The sequence below is a fragment of the Enterobacter cloacae complex sp. FDA-CDC-AR_0164 genome (assembly GCF_003071645.1).
Taxonomy (GTDB): Bacteria; Pseudomonadota; Gammaproteobacteria; order Enterobacterales; family Enterobacteriaceae; genus Enterobacter; species Enterobacter ludwigii.
In genome coordinates this window covers 521,023-533,036 of the sequence record NZ_CP028950.1, presented here as the reverse complement: position 1 = coordinate 533,036, position 12,014 = coordinate 521,023, and the positions used below count along the sequence as shown (strand labels likewise).

The 12,014-nt window shown below is 56.0% G+C and carries 12 protein-coding genes and 1 tRNA gene; 10 read left to right on the top strand and 3 right to left on the bottom strand.

Annotation, left to right across the window (positions count from 1 at the left end):
• Positions 1-14 precede the first annotated feature (14 nt).
• Positions 15-773: a hydroxyacylglutathione hydrolase gene (gene gloB / locus AM410_RS02650; protein WP_073395549.1), complete on the bottom strand. Its 759-nt coding sequence runs from the start codon at positions 771-773 to the stop codon at positions 15-17.
• 32 nt (positions 774-805) lie between these two features.
• On the opposite strand from gloB, the gene AM410_RS02645 reads away from it, so the two are divergent.
• A complete protein-coding gene (locus AM410_RS02645) occupies positions 806-1,522 on the top strand; it encodes a class I SAM-dependent methyltransferase (RefSeq protein ID WP_020882800.1) in 717 nt (238 codons plus the stop codon).
• Here the strand turns inward: AM410_RS02645 and rnhA are convergent, their stop codons facing one another.
• On the bottom strand, positions 1,523-1,990 hold the full coding sequence (rnhA, locus tag AM410_RS02640) for a ribonuclease HI (RefSeq protein WP_014168741.1): 468 nt from the start codon (positions 1,988-1,990) through the stop codon (positions 1,523-1,525).
• A 64-nt stretch (positions 1,991-2,054) separates the two neighbouring features.
• Here rnhA and dnaQ point away from each other — a divergent pair, with 64 nt between their 5' ends.
• The 9 genes from dnaQ (at position 2,055) to AM410_RS02595 (ending at position 11,156) form a co-directional block, all read left to right on the top strand.
• On the top strand, positions 2,055-2,786 hold the full coding sequence (gene dnaQ / locus AM410_RS02635) for a DNA polymerase III subunit epsilon (RefSeq protein ID WP_032677465.1): 732 nt from the start codon (positions 2,055-2,057) through the stop codon (positions 2,784-2,786).
• A 132-nt stretch (positions 2,787-2,918) separates the two neighbouring features.
• Positions 2,919-2,995 (top strand) — tRNA-Asp (locus AM410_RS02630).
• Positions 2,996-3,381: 386 nt separating this feature from the next.
• Entirely contained in the window at positions 3,382-4,101 is a 720-nt protein-coding gene (locus AM410_RS02625) for a FadR/GntR family transcriptional regulator (RefSeq protein ID WP_014168746.1), read from the top strand.
• The gene (locus AM410_RS02620) at positions 4,098-5,111 is read left to right on the top strand and encodes an ABC transporter ATP-binding protein (RefSeq protein ID WP_014168747.1); all 1,014 of its coding nucleotides are present in this window, start codon (positions 4,098-4,100) and stop codon (positions 5,109-5,111) included. The genes AM410_RS02625 and AM410_RS02620 overlap by 4 nt, the downstream gene beginning before the upstream one ends.
• The gene (locus AM410_RS02615) at positions 5,108-6,190 is read left to right on the top strand and encodes an ABC transporter ATP-binding protein (protein WP_073395550.1); all 1,083 of its coding nucleotides are present in this window, start codon (positions 5,108-5,110) and stop codon (positions 6,188-6,190) included. Before AM410_RS02620 ends, AM410_RS02615 begins: the two co-directional genes overlap by 4 nt.
• Positions 6,191-6,192: 2 nt before the next feature.
• A complete protein-coding gene (locus AM410_RS02610) occupies positions 6,193-7,707 on the top strand; it encodes an ABC transporter substrate-binding protein (protein WP_073395551.1) in 1,515 nt (504 codons plus the stop codon).
• Positions 7,708-7,725: 18 nt separating this feature from the next.
• Positions 7,726-8,667: an ABC transporter permease gene (locus AM410_RS02605; protein ID WP_020882795.1), complete on the top strand. Its 942-nt coding sequence runs from the start codon at positions 7,726-7,728 to the stop codon at positions 8,665-8,667.
• A gap of 2 nt (positions 8,668-8,669) precedes the next feature.
• On the top strand, positions 8,670-9,545 hold the full coding sequence (locus AM410_RS02600) for an ABC transporter permease (protein ID WP_073395552.1): 876 nt from the start codon (positions 8,670-8,672) through the stop codon (positions 9,543-9,545).
• Between the two features lie 9 nt (positions 9,546-9,554).
• Positions 9,555-11,156 (top strand): gamma-glutamyltransferase family protein, encoded by a 1,602-nt coding sequence (locus AM410_RS02595; protein ID WP_047356237.1) that lies wholly within the window; start codon positions 9,555-9,557, stop codon positions 11,154-11,156.
• A gap of 41 nt (positions 11,157-11,197) precedes the next feature.
• Here AM410_RS02595 and AM410_RS02590 read toward each other — a convergent pair whose 3' ends face one another.
• Positions 11,198-11,968 carry an amidohydrolase gene (locus AM410_RS02590; RefSeq protein ID WP_014168753.1) on the bottom strand — a complete coding sequence of 257 codons (771 nt, stop codon included), beginning with the start codon at positions 11,966-11,968 and terminating at the stop codon, positions 11,198-11,200.
• Between the last annotated feature and the right edge of the window lie 46 nt (positions 11,969-12,014).

Genomic DNA, 12,014 nt, shown 5'->3' with positions numbered 1-12,014 from the left:
AAGGCAACCCGCAATTATCTGAAGTTATCTTTCTTTGACCTTAACCATGCAAATCGTTGTTCTGGTTGTGACAAATTTGTTTCTTTGTTAATTTCATCAATTAAATCAATATCATCTGTTCGTAAAAATAAATTAGTTTTACGCTCATTTTTCAGAATTACGGGGAGTGTTTTTTGGTTTTTTGCACGTAACTCCTTCACTTTGTGATAATAATCTTCAATCGCCCGATCCTCTGGCAAGATGCTTGCCGCAAACTTCATATTTCCTAATGTATACTCATGTGCGCAACAAATAAGGGTATCGTCAGGTAATGCGCTAATCTTCTGTAATGACTGGTACATCTGGGATGGGGTGCCCTCAAAAAGCCTTCCGCAGCCTCCGGAGAACAGCGTATCGCCGCAAAAAAGATAAGGTTTACTGTAGAAACAAAGATGTCCCAAAGTGTGACCTGGTGTAGCAAATACAGAAAACTCCCACTCGCGTATGAGGATATTTTCACCTTCTTCGACTACCTGCGTTGTTCCCTTATCTTGTGTCTCTGCCGGTCCGTAAACCACCAGATGCGGGAATTGGGCACGAAGGTCAGCAACGCCGCCGGTGTGATCGTTATGATGATGGGTCAGAAGGATGGCCTCTGGTTGCCAGCCGTTCTCTTTTATCGCGTCTGATACGGGAGCCGATTCTCCAGGATCGACAATGACGCACCGACGCTCGTCATCGACTAAAACCCAGATGTAATTGTCCTGAAAGGCGGGAATACTGATAAGATTCATAAATTACCTCTTATAGCGTGGTGGGTGTGTTGATGAAACCGGCAAGGATACCTCAGATTGTCCCGGCACCTGAACGTTGGGCCGAATTGCCCTGGGGTGAATACTATCGCGAGAACCTGGAACAGCAGCTTAAACCCTGGCTCGCGAAAATGTATGGTTTTCACTTGCTTAAGATTGGCAATCTCAGCGCGGAAATCAATACCGAAAGCTGCGCTATCTCACATCAGGTTAATGTCTCTCTTGGCGCATCACCGGTTCAGGTGAAAGCGGATCCTTTGCATCTGCCGTTTGCGGAAAAGTCCGTTGATGCCTGCCTGCTGGCACACACGTTGCCCTGGTGCAGCGATCCTCATCGCCTGCTGCGCGAGGCCGATCGCGTCCTGATTGATGATGGCTGGCTGATACTCAGCGGGTTCAATCCGCTGAGTCTGATGGGGCTGCGCAAGCTGGTTCCGGTGCTTCGCCGGACACCGCCGTATAACAGCAGGATGTTCACGATGATGCGCCAGCTTGACTGGCTTTCACTGCTGAATTTTGAGGTGCTCTGCTCGGGCGGTTTTCAGGTACTTCCCTGGGCGCGGCAGGGGGGCGTTGTTCTGAGCACCCATCTGCCGGCATTAGGCTGCATGCAATTTATTGTCGCGCGTAAGCGGACCATCCCCCTTACGCTTAATCCGATGAAGCAGAGTAAATCGAAATCGCCCATTCGCCAGACCGTGGGCGCCACGCGGCAGTACAGAAAACCCTGATCAGGATTCGGGCTGATAGCCTGTGTCTTCATGAGCGGGGTTGGATGCCGCCGCCCGTGCCAGTTCGTCACAACGTTCGTTTTCGGGGTGGCCTGCGTGACCTTTAACCCATTCCCATTTAATCTCGTGCTGGCCCAGCGCAGCATCAAGACGTTTCCAGAGATCGACGTTTTTGACCGGCTTTTTGTCTGCCGTCTTCCAGCCGCGTTTTTTCCAGTTGTGGATCCACTGGGTGATCCCCTGGCGTACGTACTGACTGTCAGTGCTCAACACCACATCGCAGTGTTCTTTTAGCGCTTCCAGTGCCACAATGGCGGCCATCAACTCCATGCGGTTGTTGGTGGTCAGAAAATAGCCTTCGCTAAAAGTTTTTTCATGCTCACGATAGCGCATAATCGCGCCATAACCGCCAGGCCCTGGGTTGCCAAGGCAAGATCCATCGGTGAAAATTTCTACCTGTTTACGCATCTCTGGTAGACTTCCTGTATTTGAAACGTTCAGTTAAACGATAAGTCTGACATAAATGACCGCTATGAGCACTGCAATTACTCGCCAGATTGTCCTCGATACCGAAACCACCGGTATGAACCAGATCGGCGCGCACTACGAAGGGCACAAGATCATTGAGATCGGTGCCGTTGAAGTGGTGAACCGTCGTCTTACGGGGAACAACTTCCATGTCTACCTCAAACCCGACCGGCTGGTGGACCCAGAAGCGTTCGGCGTGCACGGTATCGCCGATGAGTTCTTGCTGGATAAACCGACCTTTGCGGAAGTGGCAGACGAGTTTCTGGAATATATCAAAGGCGCCGAGCTTATCATTCACAACGCGTCGTTCGATATCGGCTTTATGGACTATGAGTTCAGTAAGCTCCATCGTGATATTCCGAAAACGAACACGTTCTGTAAGGTGACCGATAGCCTGGCGCTGGCGAGGAAAATGTTTCCTGGCAAGCGTAACAGCCTGGATGCGCTCTGTTCTCGCTATGAAATAGATAACACCAAGCGAACGTTGCACGGCGCATTGCTCGATGCCCAGATCCTGGCGGATGTCTACCTGGCGATGACCGGTGGTCAGACGTCCATGAAATTCAGCATGGAAAATGAATCCCAGCAGACGCAGGGGGAAGCGGGGATTCAACGTGTTGTTCGCCAGGCCAGTCGTTTGCGGGTGGTTTTAGCCAGTGATGAAGAGTTACTTAACCATGAATCCCGTCTTGATTTAGTGCAGAAGAAAGGCGGAAGCTGCATGTGGCGGGCCTGAAAAAGGGCCAGAATGCCTGTAAAATCATCGTTTGGGTGAATTTTGCAGCAAACGATTCAAAACGTGAGAAAAAGCGTTGACGAGTCCGGAGGCAAACCGTAATATGCGCCTCGTTCCCCCAGCGGGAACAGTGGAGCGGTAGTTCAGTCGGTTAGAATACCTGCCTGTCACGCAGGGGGTCGCGGGTTCGAGTCCCGTCCGTTCCGCCACTATTCAGAAGGCCTGAATCAGAAATGATTCAGGCCTTCGTCGTTTCTGCGTCTGCAAATCTTCTTTATCCGCCCCCCTGTCTTTATTAACAAAAAGTTAATATCTGTGGTGCAATTAATTAACATTTGATCAATGATAGTGCACAATTTGCACCGTATTTGTGCATTTTGCCACCGATTGTCTTTTTGGCAGCGGAGCAGATGTGTAATTTTGTAAAAAATAATTCACAGAAAATCATTCGCTTATCTCCATCCCTTCAGAAAGTTCATGAACCAATGCTTTATTGGTTCGTTTATTGCTTAATCATTAGCACGGTAAGTAGCACGTCATATCAATAACTTATCGTTAATAAAAATAAAGTAATGATGATAGCGAGCGAACCAATATGGAAAAACCGTCACGGTTTCTGGCCAATTCCAGCACCGCGCTTGAGCAGCTGCGCGGACTGATCAACCAGCATGAGTCAACACCAGGCACTCCGCTGCCCACTGAACGTGAGCTGTCGGAGACTCTCGGCGTAGGACGACGTGAAGTACGTCGTGCGCTGGATGTGCTGGAAGAGGAGGGGCGGATCTGGCGTAAACAGGGTAAAGGGACCTTTATAGGCCCGTCTGCACCTGTTGAACCTCTGGCCCTTCAGGGATTGGTTCAGCAAACCAACCTTCTGGAAGTCATGGAAGCTCGTCTACAGCTCGAACCCGGCTTAGCCCGGCTTGCGGCACTGCGTGCCACCAGGGAAAACCTCGCGCTTATGCAGCGCATGCTGGAACGCATTGATAAGGTCAGCCCGGACGACCGCGATCTCAACGAACTCTGGGATAGCGCATTTCACCGCGCCATTGCCGAGGCTGCCGGTAATCGCCTGATGCTTGGCCTGTTTGATGCCATTGATGCCGTCAGACGTGAACCGGGCTGGCAGCATTTGCGCGAATTAGCCCGTACACCCGAGCGGGTTGATCACTACAACGACCACCATCAAAAAATCATGTCTGCGATTATCCATCGCCAGCCTAATGAAGCAGCGGCCGCCATGCGCGAACACCTGCTTAGCCTGCAGTCAGCCCTGATTCAGGCTATTCACCTTGAGGACGACTTCACGCTATGACGACGATCCCGTTTAAGGACCCCACGCCTGTACTGCGGCTGCAAAATCTTAACGTAACGTTCGCCGGCTCTCCGGTGAGCGTGCTTGATGGTATTTCACTGACGGTCAACGCGGGAGAAACGCTGGCGCTGGTGGGGGAATCCGGCTGCGGGAAAAGTATCACCTCATTAGCGCTGATGGGCTTACTGCCCGCCAGCGCACAGATCGTCAGCGGCGAGATGCAGTTCCGTCGTCACGACTTACGAAAGCTTTCACCGCGGGAATATGCCGATCTGCGCGGCAGTGAACTGGCAATGATTTTCCAGGAGCCAATGACCTCGCTCAACCCTGCCTTCACGCTGGGAGACCAGCTCAGTGAAGCGGTGATGCGCCATCAGAAACTTTCTCGTGCAGAGGCGATGAAGGTTGCGCTGCAGATTCTGGAGAAGGTGCAGATCCCGGCAGCAGAAATGCGCCTGAAAGCGTATCCGCACCAGCTTTCCGGGGGGATGCGTCAGCGCGTGATGATTGCGATGGCGCTGATTAACCATCCACGTTTGCTGATTGCCGACGAGCCGACAACCGCGCTGGATGTGACCATTCAGGCGCAGATCCTCGCGCTGCTTAATACCCTCAAAGAAGAGACCGGTACGGCGGTGTTAATGATCACCCACGATCTGGGCGTGGTGGCGGAAGTCGCGCAGCAGGTGGCGGTAATGTATGCCGGACAGGTGGTAGAGCAGGGGAGCGTGGAGGCCATTTTTGCCGATCCGCAACACCCGTACACCATAGGACTGATGGGCTCGATTCCGTCCCTCGGCGCACGTAAAGGCGCGCTTTCCACTATTCCCGGAGCCGTTCCGCTGCCGGAATCCATGCCCAAAGGGTGCCGGTTCGCTACCCGCTGCCCCTTCGCGCAAACGCGGTGTCATGACGAAAAGCCGTCGCTGACGGCGATGGGGACCGACCATCAGGTGGCCTGCTTCCGCGTGCCGCTGGAACAACATATTGCGCTGGGAGAAATTGCATGACGACGCCCATTCTTGAAGCCCGGGACCTGAGCAAACTTTTTCCCGGCCCTAAAAAACTGTTTACCCCAGCACGTTTTGTCACCGCGGTCGATCGCGTCTCCCTCTCCGTCATGTCTGGTGAAACGCTGGCGATTGTGGGTGAGTCCGGATCCGGAAAATCGACGCTGGGCCGTCTTCTTCTGCGCCTGCTGGCGGCCAGCGAAGGACGCGTATTTTATCAGGGTGAAGAGATCACTCACGCCTCGGGAGCGCGCCTGAACCAGCTGCGGCGGGAGCTGCAGATCATCTTTCAGGATCCTTTCGCATCGTTAAACCCGCGCATGACGGTCGAGCAGATCGTCGGTGAGCCGCTGTGGCTACACCAGTCAATGAAGAAAGCCGACAGGCAATATCGGGTGGCGGAACTGCTTAACACCGTAGGGCTGCCAGCGGCCTGGGCGCAACGTTATCCGCACGAATTTTCCGGAGGGCAGCGTCAGCGAATCGGTATTGCGCGTGCGCTGGCCTCCGGGCCAAAGTTGTTGCTCGGGGACGAGCCGGTCTCCGCGCTGGATGTCTCGGTTCAGGCGCAGGTGGTCAACCTGCTGGAAAGCCTGAAGCACCAGTTGGGGCTGACAATGGTGATTGTCGCCCATGGCCTGGCGGTTATCCGCCATATGAGTGACCGCGTGGCGGTGATGTATCTCGGTCAAATTGTTGAGCTTGCGACCGTCGACGAAATCTTTGATGCCCCGCTACACCCCTATACGCAGGCGTTAATCGCCTCCGCCCCCCAGATGCAGCCAGGCGCGCCGCGCGTGGCACCTCTGCTGCAGGGGGATTTACCGAACCCGGCCAGCCCACCGTCAGGCTGCCGTTTCCATACCCGTTGTCCGTATGCCACGGATGAATGTCGCCAGGTCGAGCCGATCAATCAGGTGCTGGACGGGGGACGCCAGATTGCCTGCCATCGCTGGCAGGAGATTAACCGCGATCGCAGTGTTATCCAGATAGCACCGCCATCCGCAGCCTTTCTGCGCCGCCGCGCGCTGTTTGAACACGCGGCCACTCACTCCTCCCTTCCTTCAAGGAACTCATGATAATGACAATGCGTAATTCTCTTTTGACCGTACTGGGAAGTGTTATGTTGCTTGGCGCGGCGCTGCCCGCCCATTCTGAAAGCGTACTGCGGATTGGTCTGGGTGCGGATCCGGACATGCTCGATCCGCATCTTGCGCGCACCTATTATGGCCGTTTCGTCTTTGCGTCTCTGTGCGACCGGCTGGTGGACGTGGATGAGCATCTGAAAGTGGTTCCCGGGCTGGCGAAATCGTGGGCCTGGAGTGACGACGGCAAAACGCTGACCATGGATCTGCGTGAAGGTGTGACCTTCCATGACGGTGAAAAATTTGACGCCGCCGCGGCAAAATACAACCTCGACCGCGCGCTGACGTTAAAAGGTTCGCTGCGTAAAAGTGAAATCTCGTCCGTTGAGTCCGTTGAGGTGACAGGCCCGATGCAGATTGCCCTGCATCTGAAAACACCTGATGCCGCACTGCTGATGCAGCTTACCGATCGCGCCGGGGCGATGATGGCACCCGACGCCGCGAAAAAGCCTGACTTTGCCGCCCATCCGGTCTGCTCTGGCCCCTATAAGTTCGACAGCCGCGTCTCGCAGGACCGTATCGTTTTGACGCGTTTTGACAACTACTGGAACAAAGACGCTTACCACTTCGACAAAATTATTTATCTGCCGATCCCGGATGCTTCCGTGCGTCTGGCTAACCTGCGTGCCGGAGATCTCGATCTGACCGAAGGCATTGCCGCCAGCGACGTGAAAACCGTCGAAGCCGACAGCAAACTGGCGCTGGCGAAGGTGACCGGTCTGGGTTATCAGGGCATTACCTTCAATATCAATAACGGCAAGGTCCCGGCGAACGATCCGTTTAAGGATGCCCGCGTGCGTGAGGCATTTTCTCAGGCAATCGATCGCGATGCGTTAAATCAGGTGGTCTTCGAGGGGCTGTACACCCCGGCAAACCAGGCGTTTTCTACCGTAAGTCCGTATCACGTTAACCTGCCGGTGCCACCACGCGATGTCGACAAAGCCAAAGCGCTGTTGAAAGCGGCAGGCGTCACTACGCCGCTGAACGTCAATCTGCTGGTGCCCAACAACCCAACTTCACAGCAGGTCGGTCAGGTACTGCAGGCGATGGTCGCAGAGGCTGGCTTTAACCTGAACCTGCAAATGACCGAGTTCGCCACGCTGCTCGACCGCCAGCAAAGCGGTGATTATCAGCTGAGCTTCTCTGGCTGGTCGGGTCGTCCGGATCCGGATGGCAGCATCTACGGCTTCATTAACAGCAAAGGCACCCTTAACGATGGTCGCTACAGTAACGCGCAGGTGGATGAATGGCTGACGCAGGCGCGCCTGAGCAACGACAAAGCCGTCCGTCAGCCGCTGTACGACAAGGTGGTGAAACAGCTGCAGACGGATATGCCCATTGCCTACCTCTATTTTGAACCGCGTATTTTTGGTCTGAACAAGAGCGTGCAGGGCTTTAAACCGTATCCGGACGGCATTGTGCGTCTGGCTGGTCTGACGCTGGCGAAATAACTGGCCTGAGGAGAACCCATGCTGGAACTGATTTGCAAACGTCTGCTGCTGGCCATCCCGACCTTACTGCTGGTGAGCATGATGGTGTTTGGCCTGCAAAAACTGCTGCCCGGCGATCCGCTGATCGCCATGGCCGGGGAGGAGCGCGATCCGGCGGTGATCGCCCAGCTGCGTGCTGAGCTCAATCTCGATGCGCCCATCCCTGTGCAGTACTTCAACTGGCTGACGCGCGCGCTGCAGGGCGATCTTGGTGTCTCCTTACGCACTCACGAGCCGGTCACCCAGCTCATTGCCAGCAAACTGCCGGTGACGCTGGAGCTGTCGCTGCTGGCGATGATCATCGCGCTGGTGTTTGGCATCAGCATGGGGATCCTCGCGGCGGTCAACAAAAACAGCTGGGTCGATCACGGTGCCAACTTTGTGGCGATCTCGGGGATCTCGATACCGCATTTCTGGCTCGGGATCCTGTTGATTCTGGTCTTCTCGGTCAATCTGCAATGGCTGCCAGCGTCGGGGTTCGTGCCGTTTAGTGAAGATCCGATCCAGAACCTGCGTACGCTGTTGTTGCCTGCCTCGGTACTGGGAACGGGGCTGGCGGCCACGCTGATGCGCCATACCCGCGCCTCCATGATCGCGGTAATGAAGGCCGATTACATCCGCACCGCACGGGCTAAAGGGCTGTTGCCAAAGGCGGTGATTTTAAAGCATGCGTTTCGCAATGCGCTGGTTCCGGTGATCACCCTGACCACGCTGCTGTTCGGCGAACTGTTGGGGGGCGCGGTACTGACCGAACAGGTCTTCACCATTCCAGGGTTCGGCAAGATGATCGTCGATTCGGTCTTTAACCGTGACTATGCGGTGGTGCAGGGGGTGGTGCTTATCGTGGCGATCGGTTTCCTGCTGCTGAACCTGCTGGCCGACGTGCTTTACGTTCTTATCAACCCGAAAATGCGAGGTTAAGCATGGCGGAACTGACAACTCAAACCATTGTCGCGGTTCAGCCCCGTGCGCAGAACCGGGTGCTGAAGAAATTTCTCGCCAATAAAAGCGCGGTGATGGGTGCCGTGGTGGTGGGCTTTTTTGTGCTGGTGGCACTGCTGGCACCGTGGATCGCGCCTTTTGATCCGGTGAAAGCCAATTTCCTGGCGGTGCGTAAAGCGCCTTCGGTGATGTACTGGTTTGGGACCGATGAACTGGGCCGCGATATTTTGTCCCGCATTATCTGGGGGGCGAGAACGTCGTTGATGGCTGGCTGTATGTCGGTGGTGATCGCCGTGGTCATTGGCGTTCCGCTGGGGCTGGTGGCGGGTTACTTCCAGAAGATGTGGGACGGCGTGATCTCGCGTTTTATTGAAGCGCTGCTGGCCTGTCCGTTCCTGATCATGGCGATCGCGCTCGGGGCGTTTCTGGGCCCAAGCCTGACCAACGCCATGATCGCCATTGGCCTCTCCGCAATGCCGATCTTCGCCCGCCTGACGCGCGGCCAGGTGATCGCCATTCGCAACGAAGAGTATATCGACGGCGCGAGGGCGATTGGCCTGCCGGATCGCTGGATCATCATTAAGTATGTGCTGCCCAATGTGATGTCTCCGATTCTGGTGCAGGCCACGCTGGCCATTGCCTCGGCAATCATTGCTGAAGCCAGTTTGTCATTTCTGGGGTTAGGCCAGCAGCCGCCGAACCCGTCATGGGGCTCAATGCTTAATACCGCGAAAGGTTTCCTTGAGCAGGCTCCATGGATGTCTGTATTCCCCGGTGTGGCGATTTTTCTTGCCGTGCAGGGCTTTAATTTACTCGGCGACGGGCTGCGCGATGCGCTCGATCCGCGCCATGACTAAGGAGTCATGATGACCAAAGCGCTTGATTTCACTTCCGGTTACGATTCACGACGCCCGCCGATGATGGGCCACAACGCCGTGGCGACATCTCAGCCGCTGGCGGCCCAGGCGGGAATGAAAATGCTGCAGCTCGGCGGGAACGCGGTTGATGCGGCGGTTGCAACCGCCATGGCATTGACGGTGGTTGAACCCACCGGCAACGGTATTGGCAGCGATGCCTTTGCCATCGTCTGGGATGGTGAAAAACTCCACGGCCTGAACGCCTCAGGCCGCTCGCCTGCCAGCTGGCACGCGGATCTGTTTGCCGGTAAAACCGCGGTGCCAGAAATTGGCTGGGACGCCGTCACCGTGCCGGGTGCGGTTTCGGGCTGGGTGGCGCTGGCAGAACGTTTTGGCACGCTGCCGCTCACTACGCTGGCGCAACCGGCCATCGAGTATGCGCGTAACGGTTTTCCGGTCTCCCCGTTGATTGGCCATCTCTGGCAGCGGGGTTATAACAAGCTCAAAGATCAGCCAGGCTTTAGCGCCTGCTTTGCACCGGTAGGGCGTGCTCCCAGGGTTGGCGAGATCTTCCGTAACCCGGCGCAGGCTCATTCACTGGAGCTGATTGCCAGAACCAACGGTGAAGCGTTTTACCGCGGCGAGCTGGCGCAGAAAATTGCCGCTTTCGCGAAAGAACATGGCGCGCACCTGACGGCAGAGGATTTGGCCAATCATCGTGTGGACTGGGTAGAACTGCTGTCGCGTGATTTTGCCGGTGGTTCGGTGCAGGAGCTGCCGCCAAACGGGCAGGGCATCGCCACGCTGATTGCGCTCGGTATTCTGGAGCAGTGTGGAATTGAAAAACATCATCCGGATTCCGTGCAGTCGCTTCATCTGTCTATTGAAGCGATGAAACTGGCGCTGGCGGATCTCGATCGCTACGTCGCTGATGAAGAACACATGGAGTTTGCGGCCCAGGCGTTGCTGAGCGATCGTTATCTGGCGTCGCGCGCGGCGCTTATCGACCCCGATAACGCCTCCGATTTCGTCTACGGTTCGCCGACGCAGAGCGGCACGGTCTACCTGAGCGCTGCAGATTCCAGCGGTATGATGATCTCCTTTATTCAGTCCAACTATATGGGCTTTGGATCCGGGATTGTGGTGCCGGAGACCGGGATCAGTCTGCAAAACCGCGGCTGTGGCTTTGTGCTGGATCCAAACCATCCGAATGCGCTGGCGGGCAGTAAGCGTCCGTTCCACACCATCATTCCGGGCTTTGCGATGGACGGCAACGGTAAACCGCTGATGTCCTTTGGCGTCATGGGCGGCCCAATGCAGGCGCAGGGGCATATGCAGATGGCGCTGCGCATCATGCTGCACGGGCAAAACCCACAGGCGGCAATTGATGCGCCTCGCTGGCGCGTGGTGCAGGGCAGGGAAGTGATCGTCGAATCGACGTTCGATCGCAATACTATCGCCGCACTGCGTGAGCGCGGGCACCAGATCGTGGTGGAAGATCCGCTCCAGGATTACAACTTCGGCGGCGCGCAGGTGATTTATCGTATGCCGGAAGGGCACTATGTGGCGGCGACAGAGAGCCGCAAAGACGGGCAGGCGCTGGTGAGTTAATGATGTCCCCTCCCTCTTCCTGTGAGAGGGAGGGGAAACCGTTATCCAATGCTAAACGGATCCGCATCCTGCCAGGCCGGAAACTTCTCGCGATATTCCTTCAGGGCCGTCAGTGACAATTCAGCATCAATGCGCGTTGCCTGATGCGGCTCGGCGGTGGCAATAATTTCACCCTGCGGGTTCACCACCCGGCTATCCCCCCGATAATGATGCCCGTTGCCATCGGTCCCCACGCGGTTACAGCCGACCACATACGCCTGGTTTTCAATGGCGCGTGCGACCAGCAGCGACTGCCAGTGCAGGGAGCGCGGGGCAGGCCAGTTGGCGACATACAGCGCCAGGTCGTAATCGTTGCGGTTGCGTGACCACACCGGGAAGCGCAGGTCGTAGCAAACCAGCGGCAGAATACGCCAGCCGCGCCATTCGAACACCACGCGCGCATCACCCGCTTCATAGTGATGATGTTCATCTGCCATGCGGAACAGGTGGCGTTTATCATAGAAATGCACTTTCCCTTCCGGCTCGACCAGCAGGAAGCGGTTGACCGGCCCGCGTTCGGTTTGCAGCGCAGCGCTGCCGGCAATCAGCGCATTGGTTTGCTGCGCTTTGGCGTGCATCCAGGCGACCACCTCTTGCTGTGGCATTGACTGTTGCGCCGCTTCCATGGCGAAGCCGGTAGTGAACATCTCCGGCAGGACAATCACATCACGCCCGGTAATGCCTTCCAGTTGACGATCAAAGTGGCGCAGGTTGGCAGGGCCGTCCATCCACACTAAAGGTTGCTGCAAAATCGAAATCTTCAGACCAGGCACAATTCAGACTCCTCAAACGACCACTTTTTGACACTGTAGCACGACA